The 16,957-nt window shown below is 64.9% G+C and carries 15 protein-coding genes; 7 read left to right on the top strand and 8 right to left on the bottom strand.

The genetic code is table 11. The features are described 5' to 3' along the window. The first annotated feature begins 13 nt into the window (after positions 1–13). The 4 genes from AC1VXD_RS16015 to AC1VXD_RS16000 all read left to right on the top strand — a co-directional run bounded on the left by AC1VXD_RS16015 (position 14) and on the right by AC1VXD_RS16000 (position 5,278). Positions 14–757, top strand: coding sequence for an SOS response-associated peptidase (locus AC1VXD_RS16015; RefSeq protein ID WP_482992868.1), 744 nt, complete (start codon positions 14–16; stop codon positions 755–757). A 137-nt stretch (positions 758–894) separates the two neighbouring features. Next, complete coding sequence (locus tag AC1VXD_RS16010; RefSeq protein ID WP_482992867.1) at positions 895–1,164, top strand: hypothetical protein; 270 nt, start codon at positions 895–897, stop codon at positions 1,162–1,164. A gap of 144 nt (positions 1,165–1,308) precedes the next feature. Next, a complete protein-coding gene (locus AC1VXD_RS16005; protein WP_482992866.1) occupies positions 1,309–3,429 on the top strand; it encodes a methyl-accepting chemotaxis protein in 2,121 nt (706 codons plus the stop codon). An 85-nt stretch (positions 3,430–3,514) separates the two neighbouring features. Further along, positions 3,515–5,278, top strand: a complete 1,764-nt coding sequence (locus AC1VXD_RS16000) for an EAL domain-containing protein (RefSeq protein ID WP_482992865.1) — start codon at positions 3,515–3,517, stop codon at positions 5,276–5,278. Positions 5,279–5,310: 32 nt separating this feature from the next. Here AC1VXD_RS16000 and AC1VXD_RS15995 read toward each other — a convergent pair whose 3' ends face one another. Further along, positions 5,311–5,727: a hypothetical protein gene (locus tag AC1VXD_RS15995; protein WP_482992864.1), complete on the bottom strand. Its 417-nt coding sequence runs from the start codon at positions 5,725–5,727 to the stop codon at positions 5,311–5,313. 117 nt (positions 5,728–5,844) lie between these two features. Here AC1VXD_RS15995 and AC1VXD_RS15990 point away from each other — a divergent pair, with 117 nt between their 5' ends. Next, a complete protein-coding gene (locus AC1VXD_RS15990; RefSeq protein ID WP_482992863.1) occupies positions 5,845–7,038 on the top strand; it encodes a GAF domain-containing sensor histidine kinase in 1,194 nt (397 codons plus the stop codon). A 126-nt stretch (positions 7,039–7,164) separates the two neighbouring features. Here AC1VXD_RS15990 and AC1VXD_RS15985 read toward each other — a convergent pair whose 3' ends face one another. The 5 genes from AC1VXD_RS15985 to AC1VXD_RS15965 all read right to left on the bottom strand — a co-directional run bounded on the left by AC1VXD_RS15985 (position 7,165) and on the right by AC1VXD_RS15965 (position 11,175). Further along, entirely contained in the window at positions 7,165–7,620 is a 456-nt protein-coding gene (locus AC1VXD_RS15985) for a hypothetical protein (RefSeq protein ID WP_482992862.1), read from the bottom strand. Between the two features lie 96 nt (positions 7,621–7,716). Beyond that, positions 7,717–9,042: an XVIPCD domain-containing protein gene (locus AC1VXD_RS15980; RefSeq protein ID WP_482992861.1), complete on the bottom strand. Its 1,326-nt coding sequence runs from the start codon at positions 9,040–9,042 to the stop codon at positions 7,717–7,719. A 24-nt stretch (positions 9,043–9,066) separates the two neighbouring features. Next, positions 9,067–9,930, bottom strand: coding sequence for a Smlt3025 familytype IV secretion system inhibitor (locus AC1VXD_RS15975; protein WP_482992860.1), 864 nt, complete (start codon positions 9,928–9,930; stop codon positions 9,067–9,069). A gap of 75 nt (positions 9,931–10,005) precedes the next feature. Beyond that, on the bottom strand, positions 10,006–10,413 hold the full coding sequence (locus tag AC1VXD_RS15970; RefSeq protein WP_482992859.1) for a hypothetical protein: 408 nt from the start codon (positions 10,411–10,413) through the stop codon (positions 10,006–10,008). A gap of 408 nt (positions 10,414–10,821) precedes the next feature. After that, positions 10,822–11,175 (bottom strand): winged helix-turn-helix transcriptional regulator, encoded by a 354-nt coding sequence (locus AC1VXD_RS15965; RefSeq protein WP_482992858.1) that lies wholly within the window; start codon positions 11,173–11,175, stop codon positions 10,822–10,824. Between the two features lie 102 nt (positions 11,176–11,277). Between AC1VXD_RS15965 and acuI the strand changes: the two genes are divergently transcribed. Both acuI and AC1VXD_RS15955 read left to right on the top strand, forming a co-directional pair. After that, on the top strand, positions 11,278–12,267 hold the full coding sequence (acuI, locus tag AC1VXD_RS15960) for an acrylyl-CoA reductase (NADPH) (RefSeq protein ID WP_482992857.1): 990 nt from the start codon (positions 11,278–11,280) through the stop codon (positions 12,265–12,267). A gap of 148 nt (positions 12,268–12,415) precedes the next feature. Further along, positions 12,416–15,169, top strand: a complete 2,754-nt coding sequence (locus tag AC1VXD_RS15955; RefSeq protein ID WP_482992856.1) for a UvrD-helicase domain-containing protein — start codon at positions 12,416–12,418, stop codon at positions 15,167–15,169. A gap of 16 nt (positions 15,170–15,185) precedes the next feature. On the opposite strand, the gene AC1VXD_RS15950 is transcribed toward AC1VXD_RS15955, so the two are convergent. Next, positions 15,186–15,584, bottom strand: a complete 399-nt coding sequence (locus AC1VXD_RS15950; RefSeq protein ID WP_482992855.1) for a DUF6180 family protein — start codon at positions 15,582–15,584, stop codon at positions 15,186–15,188. A gap of 18 nt (positions 15,585–15,602) precedes the next feature. Beyond that, on the bottom strand, positions 15,603–16,835 hold the full coding sequence (locus AC1VXD_RS15945) for an OmpA family protein (protein ID WP_482992880.1): 1,233 nt from the start codon (positions 16,833–16,835) through the stop codon (positions 15,603–15,605). Positions 16,836–16,957: the final 122 nt, after the last annotated feature.

Here is a 16,957-nt window from a genome sequence, read left to right as displayed (position 1 = left end):
CGACGGAGCGGGCATGCGGCGTTTCGTGCAGGCCTTCGTGGACGTGGACAGCTTCCCCACTGCCCTGCCCGGTGATGTATCAGCAATGCTGGCAACGGCGGATGAACGCTACAACGTCGGCAAGGACGGACACGCCTGGGTCTGGGCGGCCGGCGCCACCGACGCTGAGGGCACGACAGTCGTTGCGGAGATGCAGTGGGGTCTGGTGCCGCGCTGGTCGAAGCAACCCTCCACGCCCTATACCACCGTGACCGCGCGGCTGGAACGCGCCCCGCGCAGCCGCATCTTTGCCGATGCCTGGAGCAAGCGGCGCTGCATCGTGCCGATGACCGGGTATTTCAAATGGGACCGGCAACGACGGCCACCGTGGCCGATGTTCGTCCAGCGCCAGGATGGGTTGGCGCTGCTGGCGGCCGGTTTATGGGAGCACTGGCAGGACGAGACCGGCGACTCGCGCGACACGTTTTCGATCCTGACCGATGGCAACCCGGCGATCCCGGCCCCGCTGTCTGCCGATGGGCCGGTGTTTGTGGAACCCGCGGCCGCGGCGGCCTGGCTGAGGGGGGAGCTGACCATGCCAGCGCAGCTGCGACGGCACGCGCATACCGCAGCCCTGGAGGCTGCCTATGTCGGCCTGGGTATCCGCGATGCGCGTCGCGATGACTATACCCTGCTGGAGCCGGTAGACCCCGACGCCATGCGTGCCGACGAGGCGCTGCCCGATTGGGACGGCGACGCGCTGGATGACGATGCGTGAGCGACAGGCCAGGGGCGCCTGATTGGAGATCCGGGGTCAGAGCCCTTTCCTATGGAAAGGATCCGACCGCTCTCACCCCTTGCGCTGAACCGCAAAAAACACATGGCGTGGATGTGGCGTCCTGCACAGTGCAGCCCATGCATCACCGCCCTGCCCCTGCCCGTCATGATGCCGTCGCCCTGCAGGCAGGAATGCTCGGCAGCGTGCTCGGCGTGGGCCTGTTCAAAGCACTGGCGATGTCCGGCGTGGTGTCCGGCTCGCTGATGGGCATGGGCCTGTGGCTGCTGGCCTGCGTCCTGCTGGGCGCTTGGGCACTGGCGGCCGGCCTCGCCTGCCTGGCCCTGAGCCGGCGCGTATTCGTGCTGATGCTCGCGCTGTCGGCGGTGTTTCTGCTCTGCATTGCCTGATACACGGGCGTCCCCGAAAAAATCCGAACCGCGGCGCTAAAGCTTCAGCCTGCGCCGCCGCTATCGTCGTACTGCTTGCCGGGACTCTCTCCTGCGCAGACACGCCCGGCAGTCGGGCCTACAACGACTACCGGATTTCACAAATTGAACACACTGCGCCGCTTCAAGGTTGGCACCCGCCTCACTGCGGGCTTTTCCATCCTGCTCCTTCTGATCGCCACCATTCTTGCGATCGCCCTGCACAGCAACTACCAGCAGCGCCAACAGTTCGACAACGCGGTCAACGTGCGCGTGACCCGCATGGGTGAGCTGTACGACATGCTCATCATCAACAAGGAGCTGCTGCTCCTGCGCCGCGACATGCTGATCAAGCGTGGTCAGGGCCTGGAGGCCGATCTGGCCAAGGCGCACGCGATGTCGGCGCGCTATGACCAGATCTGGGCCCACTTCACCGAGCGCCCGGCGAGCAGCCCGCTGGCCGAAACGATGCGTGGCAAGGTCGCCCAGAAGCAGCAGGCCACCATGGCACTCAACCGCGATCTGGATGCAGCGATGCAGGCAGGTGACTTCGACGCTGCCAGCACGCAGCTGCTGACCCGCGCTGGACCCGCCGCCGCCGACTGGAACGCGGCGCTCGCCGAGTTTGCCGATCTGCAGCAGAAACTGGTCGAAGAGGCCGCACAGGACATGCGGGCGCTGGCCGCAAGGACCACGACGCTGCTCAGCCTGTTCGGCATGCTCAGCCTGGGCCTGGGCGTCATCGCGGCGTGGCTGATCTCGCGCAGCCTGACTCGCCCGCTGGCGCAGGTGCAGGCGTCGATCAATGCGGTCACCCGTGGTGACCTCAGCGTCCGCCACCAGGACGACAGCCCCGACGAAGTGGGCCAGATGCTGCGCGCCACCGACGGCATGGTCGGCCTGCTGCAGCGCTTCTCGCAGCAGACCCAGCTGATGATCGGCAAGCATGCCGCCGAGGACATCAGCCACCGCATGCCGGTTGATTTCCCCGGTGTCTACGGCGAACTGGCGCAGGGCATGAACACGATGGTGTTCGAGCATCTGGATGCGATCGTCGATGCCATCGAAGTGCTCAACCAGTACGCGCAGGGGGACCTGAGCCGGGACGCACGACGCCTGCCGGGCAGCCGTGCGATCCTGCACGAATCGATGGATGCGGCCAAGGCCAGCCTGCACGCGATCAATCAGGACATCCAGCGCCTGGCGGCGGCGGCCGCCGCCGGCGACTTCAGCGTGCGTGGCGATGCCGCAGAATACCGTCACGATTTCCGTCGCATGATTGAAGACCTCAACCGCCTGATGGCCACCGCTGACGGCAGTCTCGGTGCGTTGTCCAAGGTGCTCGGTGCCATGGCCGAAGGCGATCTGACCCGCCGTATCGAAGGCGACTTCCAGGGTGTGTTCGCCACCATGCAGCGCGACACCAACCGCACTGCGGAGAATCTGGCGGGCATCATCCGCCGCATCCAGGAAGCTTCCGGGGCGATCGCCAGCGCGTCCGATGAGATTGCCGCGGGCAACGCCGACCTGTCACGGCGTACCGAGAGCCAGGCCGCCAACCTGGAAGAAACTGCTGCCTCGATGGAGGAACTCACCTCCACCGTGCGCCAGAATGCCGAGCACGCACAGCAGGCCGATGCGGCCTCGCGCAGCGCGGGCGACGCCCTGCAGCAGACCGCCCAAGCAGTGCAGGACGTGGTGCGGGTGATGGGGCAGATCAATGCCTCGTCGCTGCGGATCGGCGAGATGGTCAGCCTGATCGATGGCATCGCGTTCCAGACCAACATTCTCGCCCTCAATGCCGCGGTCGAGGCGGCGCGCGCCGGCGAACAGGGCCGCGGCTTTGCGGTGGTGGCCAGTGAAGTGCGCACGCTGGCCCAGCGCGCGGCGGCCTCGGCCAAGGACATCAAGGCGCTGATCGATGAATCCACCGGCCGGGTCGAAGCCGGCATCTGCATCGCCCGCCAGACCGAGGCCGCCATCGGCCAGCTGACCGACGCCGCGGGCCAGACCGGGCATCTGGTGCAGCAGATCGCCCAGGCCAGCGTCGAGCAGGCGGCCGGCATCGAACAGGTCAACCAGACCATCGCGCAGATGGATGAGGCCACCCAGCAGAACGCCGCGCTGGTGGAGGAAGCCAGCGCCGCGGCCCGCGCCATGGCCGGGCAGGCGGCAGACCTGGACCAGGCGGCGGCCGTGTTCCGCGTCTCGGCACAGGCGACCGGCGCACTCAGGCGCGCGGCCTAGCATCGCGCGGCAGGCCTGAAGCATTCAGCGGCCGACGGCCTGCCCCCTTCCCCTGCTACCTGCACTACGTTCTGATGTGGTCCTGATGCCCTCCCCCGAACAAGAACGCCTCTCCACTCTGGCCGGACTCAATGCCCTGGGCGCCGTCTCCGGTGCCGCCCTCGACGATCTTACCGAGCTCGCCACCCACGCCTTCAACGTGCCCGTGGCGTTCGTTTCGCTGCTGGAGGTCGATCGCCAACGGCTGGTTTCGCGCAAGGGCCTGGCCGTCACCCAGACCCATATCCGCGATTCGATCTGCGCCTCGACGATTGGATCCGCCGATACGCTGGTGATTGATGACCTGCGCGCGCACCTACGCCACGCCAGCAATCCGCTGGTGACCGGTCCAGCGCAGCTTCGCTTCTATGCCGGTGCACCGCTGGTTGCCCGTAATGGCGTTGCCATCGGCGCGTTCTGCATCATGGACGACGCTCCCCGGCAGTTCTCCGAAGCGGAGCGTCGGCAGCTGCAGACCCTGGCCAGCGCTGCGATGAACGAACTGGAGCTGCGCGCCCTGAGCGGCCGCCGGGATCCGGTCAGCGGCCTGCCCGACCGACATCAGTTCGCCCTGGATTTCGCCGCCCATGCCGAGCGCGAACCGGATACTTTCCTGCATGCGGTGCTGATCGACGTCTTCGATGCGACCACCGCCACAGAAGCCGGCCAGGTGCTGGGCATGGCACCGCTGGAAACGCTGATCCGTCGTATCGGCGTGCGGCTCTGCGTGGCGCTCGAGGGCATGGCCGAGGTCTACCACGTGGGCGTGGCGCGGTTTGCATTCGTGGTCGAGCTGTCCTCGTCCAAGGCACTGGAGGATCTGGTCGTTGAGCTGCAGGAGCGACTGACCCGACCGCTGATGGCCGCGCAGGTGCCAATGGCGCCCTCGTTCCATGCCGGCATCTGCTGCATCACCCTGGGCCAGCACAACGCCGACGAGGCCATCCGCCGCATGCTGGTGGGGTTGAACGCCGCCATCAACAGCCGCTCGGTGTTCCGCTGGTATTCCGAGACCCGCGATGCGCGCACGCGGCGGGGCTACCGGCTGGCCACCGATGCGCGCGAGGCACTACAGGAAAAACAGTTCCACCTGGTCTACCAGCCGCGCTTCCGGGCCTCGGACCTGATGCCGGTGGCGGCCGAGGTGCTGATCCGCTGGAACCACCCGCAGCTGGGCGCGGTCAGTCCGGCCGAGTTCATCCCGGTCTTCGAACGCACGGCGGTCATGCAGGGCATCACCCGCTGGGTGGTCGACCAGGCACTGGACCAGTGTGCGGCCTGGCGCGCAGCGGGCATCAAGCTGACGCTGTCGATCAACTACACTGCCCGCGACATGGCCGAGGAAGACGCAGCACTGCGATTGATCCGCGCGATCGAACAGAAAGGGCTCTCCTGCGCGGACATCGAAGTGGAAATCACCGAGAGCCAGTGGCTGCGCGTGGACTCACCTGCCGGCCGGCAGCTTCGGCAGATGGCGGACGCGGGGCTGCGCATCGCCGTGGATGATTTTGGCAGCGGCTACAGCAACTTCGGCTACCTCACCGAGCTGCCGATCAGCACGCTGAAGCTGGACAAGACGGTGATCGACCGCCTGTGTGTGGACCCTCGTGCGGCGCTGAAAGTGGAAGCGATCATCGGCCTGGCGCAGCGGCTGGGTCATGCGGCGGTGGCCGAAGGCGTGGAGAGCGCCGAGCAGGTTGCACGGCTGCAGGCGCTGGGTTGCGATGAAATCCAGGGCTTCGCTCTGGCCCGCCCGATGACAGCTGAAGCGTTCAGCGAACGCTTCGCAGCAGCACTTCCCGCCCGGTAGCGTCGAGCTGGCCTGACTGACTTTGCTCGCGATCACGCAGCGCGTGCGGCCACCAGTTCAGCCACGCCGACACCCTCCAGCGAGCCGCAGCGCTCCAGCACGCCGCCGGTGTACTGCGGGCGCAGCAGCGGCAACGCCTCCTCCAGCGTTGCGCCATCGCCAAATGCGAAACACAGCGCGGTATCGGCTGGCACCTGCTGCAGTTCCTGATGGAAACGGATGGGGCACTCGAAAGCGCTGCCCAGCACCACCACCTTCACCTGCCCGGCGCGCTCGAACAGCGCATCCAGCATCTGCTCGCCGGTCAGGTCAAATACCGGCCTGCCATGCTCTATGCCGGTTACGCAGCAGCCCAGGTAGGTTTCCGCCTGGCCGAACCGGGTGCGCAGCAAACGGGCATCGGCCTGACTGGAGGCGGAGAAGGTCTGGAGGAGCGTACTGCTGATCACGGCATGCCTTGCGGTCTGGGAGGGGGCTGGAGTGTGAGGATTCAGCCGCGAAGGCGTGATGAAACTGCGGTAGCGCTCGCTATACTGGTTGCACACTGCAGTCTGCCCGGATCCCTCATGCCTTCCCGAATTGATTTCCGGCCCTCGCTGGACCTGGCATGCGCGCTGACCGGCATGCGGGTGGCGCTGGTGGCTGAGGTGACCGACACGTCCGCCCGGTCCATCCAGAGCATCGATAGCGCAGGCCTGGGTATCTCAAGCGGCATGCACCTTGATGTGAACAACACTTTCTGCAAGGACGTGCGCGCGACACGCACGCCGGTCTGGTTCAGTGATTTCCTGGCGCATCCTGAGTACAAGTGCAGCCCTCTGCCTGGGCTGTATGGCTTCCGCAGCTTCATCTCCGTGCCGCTGCTGCTCGAAGACGGCTCCATCTTTGGCACCTTGTGCACGCTGGACCCGGAGCCGCGGCCGCTGGACCCGGAGCGGGTACAGTCGCTGGGCGCACTGGCTGAGATGGTGGCGGCGCAGATCGATGCCATCCGTTGCCACGATGCCGATACCCGCATGATCAATGGACTGAAGGCGCACGGCGCGTCGGTCAGCCGGCAACTGATCGAGTTCGAGCAGTCCAATGCCGAGCTGCAGCGGGTGGCCAAGCAGCGCGAGGAATTCATCGGCGTACTGGCGCACGATCTGCGCAACCCCGTGCAGGCCATCCGCGCCGGTGTCGATCTGCTGGGCTTTGGCGCGCTGACCGATTCGCAGCAGAAGGTGCTGGGCCATATCAACGACAGTGCCGACCGCATCGCCGAGCTGATCGATGTCACCCTGGATTTCGCACGGGGCCGGCTCGGCACCGGCATCGCGCTGAAGCTGGAACCGTGGTCGGACCTGTCCGGGATCCTCGCCATGGCCTGCCGGGAGGCCATGCGCCCCTATCCGCAGCGCGTCTGCGAGGTCGACCTGCAGTTGCCATCGACGTTCATGTGCGACGCGGCGCGGCTGTGCCAGTTGCTGGCCAACCTGGTCATCAACGCCGCCGTGCACGGTACGCCTGATCAGCCGATCCGGGTGCGTGGGCACAGCGACGGCGCCGGCATCGAGATCAGCGTCGCCAACCAGGGCGTCATCCCTGAGGCGCAGCTGGCACAGCTGTTCGAGCCGTTCTCGCGGCCGCAGGAGCGACGCCTGGACCCTGGCCTCGGGCTCGGCCTCTACATCGCCTCACAGATCGCCAAGGCCCACGGTGGCACGTTGAGTGTTACCAGTGCCGATGGCGACGGCACGGTGCTTACGCTGAGGATCTGAAGGTGTCGGCCGCCCACCTTGTACTGCTCTGGTAGGTGCCCACCTTGGTGGACACGGTTCTGTCACCGCGCGTGCGAGCAACAGCGCCCACCAAGGTGGGCAACTACCTGGAGACACGCGCTACGCTCAGCGCACCTTGTACAACACCGCCGCACCCGGCCGCGGTTCGAACGCCGGCACGGTCTGCTGGGTCAACGCCGTGCCCTTCGCATCCCACACCAGCGTCTCCACCGGGTACTCATCCTTGCGGGTCATCTGGTCGATCTTCGCCACAACGACCGTCGCAGCCGCCGGTACGTCCGGGTTCCACCCGAACACCCCCACACGCCCATAGAACACCGCCGGCGCCGAAGCATCCAGCCGGCGGTCCGGGCACATCACCAGGCCGCGGTCGAGCATCACCCGCAGCGCGCCCACCGGCACCTTCTTCACGGTAGGCGCGGTGCGCTCGGTGCTGTGCCCAGGGCAGACGTTGGCGGCACGGGTAACCATGTCTTCGGCCACCTGGCGGTCGGATTGGGCAATGGCCAGCGCTGGGGTCAGGCAGAGGCCGAGCAGGACAAGCGGGGACTTCCGGGTCATTGCTGGGTTCCTTGAATGGGTTGCAAGCGAACTTAGCAATGGCCGCACGCGGAGTTGCAAAGGCGGCGTGAGGCTTCGGTTACGTCGCCATGGCGCCTAGCCCATGCGCATGGATGGGTTGTCCCTTGTCTGCAGATCCATCTCCTGCTGCTGGCGCTGCGTCTGGGTCTGCTCGCGCTCCATGCTCGCCACCTGCAGGCGCTGCAGCGATTGCTCGACAGGTGTCTGCACTGCCAGATCCGTAGGCATCGAGGCACGCAGATGCGCGGGGTCGTTCGGCTCGCCCTGCACCACAAAGACGTTCCGGCCGGCGGGGTTGTCGCTCGTCTGCGCGCTCAGCATCACGTGGTCGGCCCGCTCCAGGTGGTGTTGGCGCGCCAGCGCCATCACGCTGGCGGTCAGGCGCTCGCTGCTTTCATCATGCGTGCGCCCGGCCTGCGCATCCAGAACCGCGACACCCTGCCTGACCTGTTGCAGCAGACCGTACTCGGCATGACCCGGACCGATGTCGGCCAGGCGGGTCGGGGCGAGCCGCGGGTCCTGCAGATCGTCGACCGACGCCGTGAGCGGGCTGCGGGTGATCGTGCGGAAGGTGTCCTCGGGATGGAACTGCGTCGCCTTCTGCTGTCGCTCCAAGCGCACCTCACGGGCATCGTTGAGCTCGGCAATGCGTGCGGGATCGGTGATCTCGCGCGAGTTACTGTGCCCACCGCCTGAGCTGAACTGGACCCACTTTCCTTCGCCCTCAAAGTACAAAGCGTAGTGGCTATTGCCACCGATCACGTTGGGATCGACCGATGAGCGTCCTTCAAGGGCCTGGGCCGCTTCGTGTGCGGTCAATGTCAGAACGTAGCGACTGCCGTTCCACGCTCCCATCTGGGTCACAGCGTCAGTGCTGGTGTCCCAAGCACGCGTAATGCCGCGGTAGTCGTTGTTGAGCATGCCGGTCCAGATCTGCTCCATCTTCTGCGGGCCCTCCTTGGCAAGCGCAGCCTGCAGCAGTACGCGCGGGGTCCAGCAGTTTGGATCAAGCCTGTGATGCTCAAAGGCACGATCATGTGACAGCATCACGTCCCTGCCCGGCAGGTTCAAGGCAAGATCCGGGCGTTTCAGGTCGAACCAGCGCTGCCTGCGCTCGAGGTCCTGCATGATCAGAGTCTGCCCAAAAGACTCCCATTCCCGCTCGCTCAGATTCGCGTTGGGGTGGCGGGAGCCATTGTCGTGCTGGTGCGACGCGTGGCTCTGCGCGTAACTGTTGGCCACACGTCCAGGCAGGCTGTCATTGCGCACCACTCCAAGTGCCAGCGTCCCGTAGCCGTCGGCCCCCTCCAGCTGCGACAGATAGTTCCAGTAAAGCTCGCGATTCCCGGACCTGGCGTAACTTCCGAGGATTTCCAGATTCTTTTGGCTCAATCCACCCATGCCTGCCTCCCTGTAGGCCACGAATTACTTCACCTTGCTTTCAGCAAGGACACGCCTCACAGCACTCTCCATGCGTTTCCAGTCCTGCAGAAACACCCTGTTATAGCTGAGCATGATCGAGAGCTTGCTCTCGTCATCCACGAAGTAGTGCGTACAACCAGCCACTGTAGATCCAGGCATGTCCATGATCTCGCTGCCTTGCACACGCAGGCCATCCGCACTGTGCTTACTGCTGTCGCACTTGATGAAGGTGGTCAGACGAGCATGTGCGTCACGGACCACGTACCAGTCACCTTCGTAGGCCGGGTTCCGCGGTGCCGGCCTGCCATAGCGGGCCTGGTATCGCTCTGAATACACGGCCATCTTCTCTTCATCGATGGCGTACGGAATCAAGCCCAAGGTTTCGGGCTGCGCGATACGCAGATCAAGCCTGGCAGCAGGATCACCGCGCTCCACCGAATCGCCGTCCGTATGGGCCTCGTCGCCGGAGTACCGTGCCAACACGGTTTGGATGGGCACACGGTCGACGTAGTCAATAAGGACCTTGACCTCCTTTCGAAAATCGTTTGTGCGTGGATCGGCCCGCGCACCTGGCGCCGTCGGCTTCATATCCGGCCATTCAATCACCAGAGTGACGCCCTCGCCCGGCCAAGGCGCGATCTGGCTGTCCAGATAATTGGCGGGAAACCGGAACGTTGTCGGACCGAGTTTCACATCCACCGGTGCATCGGTGTAGGTATGCCCATTGAGGGTACGGCCGGTCTGGGTTGCGCCCGACATGGCAGAATTCCTTTCGTGTTCGCTGGATGGCGGCCGTGCGCATGCACCGGCACTTGCTGCGACAGCAAGTGCCAGTGCCAGGCAGCGGCCGGGGGACATCACGTGCATGGCCATTCCATAGCAGGGTTCCGGGGCCACTATAGAGAACCGGGTGTCAATGGGACAGGAACGGCGTCCCAGCCTTTACGGCACCAGACAGCGTTCCACCTGCACCGACAGCACTTGGCAGGCGTTAAACAGTCCGTCGATGACCGCCGAGGACGGACAGCTGTCCGGATCGTCACTCTCCCGAGCAATGTGTGCGGCGTGCAGCACGGCCGTCAGTGCGGTAATGCCCGACGCGCTGCGGGTCGCCAGGGCCAGATCGAACGCACGGCCCGGGCTGAGGCGGGTTTCGGTCCAGGGCTGGCCATCGGCCCGCGTGTTTTTGCCGAAGCTTTTCAGCAGGGCCAGGAAGGCGGATGACGCAGCGGATTCAGCGGATTCGCAGAGGGCATCCTCGAGCTTTTCGGCCAGGGCATTGGGAAGATCGCGCAGGGCGCTGCCGAGCAGCGCGTGCAGGCGGGGATAGGCGGGAAGACGGTCGGACATGGCGGCAACCTCACGGTGTGGCCACCTGCAGATGCAAGGTGGCAGACGGTGCGGGTTGGCGTGCCGGATACAAAACACAAGAAGCCGGCGGATCCTTAGATCCCCACGCACCGTCCGCCATAAGCTGGCAGGGGTGCATTGTCGCGGCTACAGCTCTGGCTGCAATCGCGACGCCGCGTGTTTTGTAAGTTCGGGACGCCAATCCCGGCCAAGGCGAGTGCCTTGGCGATGCGATGATTGGCGCACTTCTTCAGTGCTGAAAAGTAGGGAAAACCCGCATCCGCACGCTCTCGTGGCGGTAGCGTCACGGCGTGTCGAAATGCACGCTGGAGGAGGTGATTCGTCGCCCCGACCTGTCAGGCGAAACGGTTGACTCAGCCGGTAACGCCGAGCCGAACGCGACGTCACTCACGCATCCACGCCCGCGTCCGCCTGCTGGTACCCCCGATAGGTCTCACCCCACTCGCGCATGGCCAGCAGCACCGGCACCAGCGTGCGGCCGAACTCGGAAAGCTCGTATTCCACCTTCGGCGGCACTTCGGGGTAAACGTGGCGGACCACCACGCCATCGGCTTCAAGCTCGCGCAGCTGGCTGGTCAGCATGGACTGGGTGGCATTCGGCACGCGTCGCGTCAGTTCCATGAAACGCCGCTTACCGGTCATCAGGTGAAACAAAATGATCGGCTTCCACACACCGCCCATTACCGACAGCGTGACCTCCACGGCACACCCGCTTTTGTTGTCCCAACGCCTGCTACGCATACCTACTCCGGAAAACCATAGTACCTACGAAAAACCATCGTTCTTGTTGCGATAACGGTGCGAGCCTAGCATGGAGCCATCCCCTGAACGCGAGGCCCCACCATGAGTTTCAAGGCACTGCTGACCCGCAAGACCGACACCGGTGTTGCCACCGAACTGGTCGATTTCGATGAAGCCAGCCTGATGGAGGGCGACGTCCTGGTGCAGGTCGAATATTCAACGCTCAATTACAAGGACGCGCTGGCGCTGACCAACGAGCGCCCGGTCATGCGCACGTATCCACTCATCCCCGGTATCGATCTGGCCGGCGTGGTGCTGGAATCCAGCAATGCCGGTTTCAAGGCCGGTGATCGCGTGGTGCTCAATGGCTGGGACCTGAGCATGGGCCACCACGGCGGCCTGGCCCAGCGTGCGCGCGTGCGTGGCGAATGGCTGAACAAGATCCCCGGCAACCTGACCACCCGCGATGCCATGGCCATCGGCACCGCTGGCTACACCGCCATGCTGTGCGTGCTGGCGCTGGAGGATGCGGGCATAACGCCGGACAAGGGCGATGTGCTGGTGACCGGCGCCAACGGCGGCGTGGGCTCCATTGCCGTGGCCATTCTGTCCAAGCTGGGCTATCGCGTGGTGGCTGCAACCGGCCGTCCGGAACATGCCGAGTACCTGCACAGCCTGGGCGCGGCGGAGATCATCGACCGCGCGCAGTTCTCCGAGCCGCGCGAGCGGCCGGTCAGCAAGGAACGCTGGGCGGGTGTGGTGGACGTGGCCGGTGGCCCGACCCTGGTCAACGCGATTGCCGAAACCAAATACCGTGGCGCCGTGGCGGCATGTGGCCTGGCACAGAGCGATGCGCTGCACGGGTCGGTCATTCCCTTCATCCTGCGCAACGTCACCCTGGCCGGCGTGGATTCAGTGAACGCACCGCAGGAGGTTCGGCAGCGTGCGTGGGACCGCCTGGCGAGCGACCTGGACCCGCAGAAGCTGGAAAGCACCATCCAGGAGATCGGCCTGGCCGAAGTGCTGGATGTGTACGAGAAGATCATCCCGGGCAAGGTGCGCGGACGTATCGTGGTGGATGTGAACGCCTGAGATGTGTTGGCCAGCGGTGGTGCAACGCCACCGCTGGCGGCTGACCTGCCAGACCCGAAACGCCGCGCACGGCACCAAGCCCCCTTATCATGGGGCTGTAAGGGCGCTTTACGCCCAGTGACGTACGCAAGGCAGTATCTGGATGTCTATGGAATGGCGCCCCTCGGGCTGGGGCCAGCGTGTGACCCGCTCGCCGGACTGGCGCCTGCGGCTGGATGGCGAGCAGGTCGAGCTTCTGATCGACGGCCGGCAGTACCGGCAGCAACTGGATGAAGCCCAGCGCCTGCGGGTGCGTCCGGGTCTGTTCTGGGCCAGGGTTGCGCTGCAGACCGAGGACGGCGAAACGCTGTCTGTGGACGGCCTGCCTAACGGCCAGGCTTCCCGACTTTCGGCTGCTGTCGAGCAGGTGCTCTTTGCACGCGACACTGAAGGGCGCAAGGTACTCTTCGAGGACATCCTGCAGCAGATCCAGTCGTGGCTGGCCGAGGCAGACGCCCTGACCGACCGCGGCAGTGCCGGGCGCCGCTGGATCACCCACCAGGAACAGCAGGCACTGCTGGCCGAACGCCCCACCCTGCCCCTCACGCCGGACGATCTGGAACGGCTGTTCCTCGATGAATCCGTGCATGACGATCCGCGCTCCAGCAGCCACCTTGCCGCACTGGAGGCGCTGAACGACTGGTACCTGGACTGGCCCGCCGTCTGGGCGGACGCCAACGAGGCCATGACAACGCGCGAACTGCTGCTGGCCAAGGACTTTCTGGACCGGGTGGAAAGCAAGCCGCTGACCGAGGAGCAGGCCCGCGCGGTCATCTGCTTCGACAACTGCGTGCAGGTCGTGGCCTCGGCTGGCTCCGGCAAGACCTCCACGATGGTCGCCAAGGCCGCTTATGCCATCGATCGGGGGTTCATCGAGCCCGAGCGGATCGTCATGCTCGCCTTCAACAAGGATGCGGCCAAGGAGCTGGAAGAACGCGCGCAGCGCTCCTTCGACCGGCTCGGCATGGGCGACACCGTGGTCGAGGCACGCACCTTCCACGCGCTGGGCCTGGCCATCATCGGCAAGGCCACCGGCCGCAAGCCCGACATTCCCGAATGGGCCATCGACGCCACGCTGGGCTTCAACAAGCTGGCCGAGCTGGTGGATGACCTGAAGGATCGCTCGATCCACTTCCGTACCCAGTGGGACATGTTCCGGCTGGTGTTCGGGCGTGATCTTCCGCCGTTCGGCGCCGAGATGATGGCCGATGGCTACGACCGCGACGGCACGCCCTACATCCGCACCCTGCAGGGCGAGCGGGTGAAGAGCCTGGAAGAGTGCGTCATTGCCGATTGGCTGTTCTACAACGGAGTGGCGTACGACTACGAGCGCCGTTACGAATTTGATACTGCCACCGATACCCATCGCCAGTACCGGCCGGACTTCTATTACCCGGACGCAGCGCTGTATCACGAGCACTTTGCGCTGGATGCCAACGGCCAGCCGCCGAAGCACTTCGCCGATTACGTTGAAGGCATGCAGTGGAAGCGCCAGCAGCACGTGGCGCGCGGCACCGCACTGGTCGAGACGACCTCGTTCGGCCTGCGCAGCGGGCATGCGCTGGAACATCTTGCGGAGAAACTCGGCGATGCCGATGTCGAGCTCGACCCGAACCCCGACCGTGAGCTGCCCACCGAAGGCGCAAAGCCCATGCCGGATGCCGACCTGATCGGCCTGATGCGGACCTTCATTGCCCACGCCAAGAGCAACTGCCTGACGCTGGACGATCTGGCCGTGCGCCTGCACCAGATGCCCGAGGACCAGTTCAAGGAACGGCACCGGCGGTTCCTGGAAATCGCCGCATCGGTCTTCCAGGCCTGGGACGAAGCGCTGGCAGACGAGCGCGGCATCGATTTCGAGGACATGCTCAACATGGCCGCCGGCATTCTGGAGCAAGGGCATTACCAATCGCCCTACGACCTGGTGATGGCCGACGAATTCCAGGACGCCTCGCGCGCCCGCGCCCGCCTCTGCCGTGCACTGGTCAGCCAGCCGGACCGCCACCTGTTTGCAGTGGGCGATGACTGGCAGTCGATCAATCGCTTCGCCGGTGCCGACGTTTCGATGATGACCGGCTTCCGCGAATGGATGGGCCATGCCCAGGTGCTGAGGCTGGAGCAGACTTTCCGCTGCCCGCAGGAACTGTGCGATATCTCCAGCCGCTTCATCAGCCGCAATCCTGCCCATATTGCCAAAGCGGTGCGTTCGGCTACGCCCGCGATTGGGCCGGTGCTGCAGGCCTTCCAGATGACCCGGCGCGAGGAGGTGCAGGACGGTGTTCGACAGTATCTGGCCAAGCTGCATCAGCAGTTGCTGTCCGGGGCGGTGCCGAAGGGGCGCGATGGGCGTGTTCGCGTATTCGTGCTGGGCCGCTACCGGGCCGATCGCAATGCAGTGCCTGCGGATTGGAAGACGTTGTTTGGCAGCACGATGGAGGTTGAGTTCCTGACTGCCCATCGCTCGAAGGGGCGCGAGGCGGACTACGTGATCCTGCCGGGCATGGTGAATCGTGGATTCCCGAGCCTGCGCGCGGATGACCCGGTGCTGTCGCTGGCGATGCCCGATGGGGACACCTATCCGCTGAGCGAAGAGCGGCGACTGTTCTACGTGGCGCTGACGCGTGCGCGGCGCAGCGTGGCAATGTTTACGCTGCAGGGGAAGCATTCGCCCTTCCTGGATGAGTTGGTGGAGGAAGGCGTTGTGGAGGTGACCGGCATTTCAGGCGCGGCCATCAATGACGCGCGCTGCCCGGTGTGCAAGGTGGGCGTGTTTGTGGAGCGGAACGGGCCGCATGGGGCGTTCCGGTCGTGCTCCAGTTATCCGCTGTGCCATAACAAGCCAGACCGCTACCGGCGAGGCTGAGCCGCACGATGGGCCCTCATCGCATCGCCGCCTTGCGCACCTCTGCGCCGACCCGCTGTTTGACCCGGTTGACATCCGGATTGCCGGGGCTGCTGTAGTCGAATGCCTGGATGACGAACACGGTCTGATCCGCGGCACTGATGCAGTACGCGATCAATGAGCGACCATCGGCGCGAGGTGCAGAGACTTGGACGGTTAGCGTCCTCTGGTCCTGATCCACGCGCGTCATGTATCCAAGCGCCGTTGCGCCTCTGGCGATCGCTGCGCGACAGGAGGCAAGGCTTAGCCGCTTTGCAGGAAAGCGATCGACATCGTAGCCAAGGCTGAACTCTGCTGCGGCCATCGCAGGAAGTGAGGTCAGCAGCACCGCACTGGCCAGAGCAAACTTGAGCGACTTACTTACGGCGCTCTTCATTTCAAGATTCTCCGGCTATCAGGTGTGGACGAAAATCTCAACGCGCCGATTGAGCTGGCGGCCGCTGGGGTTGTCTTTGCCCTCCAGTTCGTTGGGGGCAACCGGTTCGCGCTCGCCAAAGCCGCGAGCATCCATCTGCTGTGTCGCACCCCGCTCGCGCAGCGCAGCCTGCACGGCTTGGGCACGACGCTCCGAAAGCTGTTGGTTGTAGGCATCTTCGCCCTTGGCATCGGTATGCCCCCGAACCTCCATGCGCGAGGCTTTCACCCGCGCCAGCGCGGACGATAGTGTATCCAGCAGCTGCGCCGCATCCGCGCGGATCGTAGCCTTGTCAAAATCGAAGAGCAGCCGATCATTCAACGTGATGAGGTAGCCGCAAGGAGCACCGGGGGGCGCAAATTTTTTCAGCGGCGGAAATTTTCCAGCGGGCGGGAGTCGCGGCATGGGCGGCATTTTTACCGGGCGCGCTGGCGGACCAATGGTGCCTGTACCGTCGCCGTTGTTGACGATCAGGCCTGCATCGCCATTCCAGGTTCCGGATCCGTCAGGATTGACGCGGATCAGGCCCATGGGACCGTTCCACGTACCGCCACCGTCGCCGGTATTGGTGATCAGACCCTTGTCACCATTCCAGGTGCCCCCGCCCTTGCCGTCGAGCTGGATCAGGCCCGCCGGACCGTTGTAGGTGCCACTGCCGTCGGCCTGCACACGGATGATTGCCCTGTCCCCGCCATCACCAGCGACAGGGCCATTGATCGTGCCACTGCCATCCGCATTGACCTCGATCAGGCCACCCTCGAAGTTGGCAATGCCGCTGCCATCCGCATTGATCTTGAACAGGCCTTCCTCACTGTTGCGCGTGAGTGTTCCCTGCTCATCCATCCGCGTGATGCCAGCACCGTTGATCAGGCTGCCGCCGGTGTCGCAACGCGCCGGAGAGACGGTGATGCCTTCCATGGAGCCGAGAACTGACTGCAATGAAGCTTCCAGCGCCTGCTGCGCAGGTGTAACGCCAAGAATCTGCGGCACCACGATGGCCGGGATGATGGGAAATTCCGGCACCTCGCTGGCGGACTCCACGCCCGCAGCCTCTGCCGAGGCAGCAGTTGGCTCGGCCATGCAGCTTCCCGCAGCGGAGCTGGCACTGGGGGCTTGTCCGCTGTCACCATTTCGACCCGGCGTGCAGCCGGCCAGCACAGCGAATGCGCTCGACCACGACAACGCGCCAGTGCCTTGGGCTTTGAATGGCATGGACATCAAGATCTGAATCGCCCAGGCTTTTGTAGACAGTCGTCAGCCGTTTAGTGCGTACCGCTTCTCAAACTCTACCGGGGACAGCCCGTCGTTGGAACTGTGCCGCCGTTTTGGGTTGT

The organism is Stenotrophomonas sp. STEN054 (genome assembly GCF_056854535.1).
This window is presented reverse-complemented; position numbering and strand designations above follow the sequence as displayed.

Coding starts and splice junctions, on each gene's coding strand:
- AC1VXD_RS16015 (WP_482992868.1), top strand. CDS start 14: ATGCGGCGTTTCGTGCAGGCCTTCGTGGACGTGGACAGCTTCCCCACT.
- AC1VXD_RS16010 (WP_482992867.1), top strand. CDS start 895: ATGCATCACCGCCCTGCCCCTGCCCGTCATGATGCCGTCGCCCTGCAG.
- AC1VXD_RS16000 (WP_482992865.1), top strand. CDS start 3,515: ATGCCCTCCCCCGAACAAGAACGCCTCTCCACTCTGGCCGGACTCAAT.
- AC1VXD_RS15990 (WP_482992863.1), top strand. CDS start 5,845: ATGCCTTCCCGAATTGATTTCCGGCCCTCGCTGGACCTGGCATGCGCG.
- AC1VXD_RS15985 (WP_482992862.1), bottom strand. CDS start 7,620: ATGACCCGGAAGTCCCCGCTTGTCCTGCTCGGCCTCTGCCTGACCCCA.
- AC1VXD_RS15980 (WP_482992861.1), bottom strand. CDS start 9,042: ATGGGTGGATTGAGCCAAAAGAATCTGGAAATCCTCGGAAGTTACGCC.
- AC1VXD_RS15975 (WP_482992860.1), bottom strand. CDS start 9,930: ATGCACGTGATGTCCCCCGGCCGCTGCCTGGCACTGGCACTTGCTGTC.
- AC1VXD_RS15970 (WP_482992859.1), bottom strand. CDS start 10,413: ATGTCCGACCGTCTTCCCGCCTATCCCCGCCTGCACGCGCTGCTCGGC.
- AC1VXD_RS15965 (WP_482992858.1), bottom strand. CDS start 11,175: ATGCGTAGCAGGCGTTGGGACAACAAAAGCGGGTGTGCCGTGGAGGTC.
- acuI (WP_482992857.1), top strand. CDS start 11,278: ATGAGTTTCAAGGCACTGCTGACCCGCAAGACCGACACCGGTGTTGCC.
- AC1VXD_RS15955 (WP_482992856.1), top strand. CDS start 12,416: ATGGAATGGCGCCCCTCGGGCTGGGGCCAGCGTGTGACCCGCTCGCCG.
- AC1VXD_RS15950 (WP_482992855.1), bottom strand. CDS start 15,584: ATGAAGAGCGCCGTAAGTAAGTCGCTCAAGTTTGCTCTGGCCAGTGCG.
- AC1VXD_RS15945 (WP_482992880.1), bottom strand. CDS start 16,835: ATGCCATTCAAAGCCCAAGGCACTGGCGCGTTGTCGTGGTCGAGCGCA.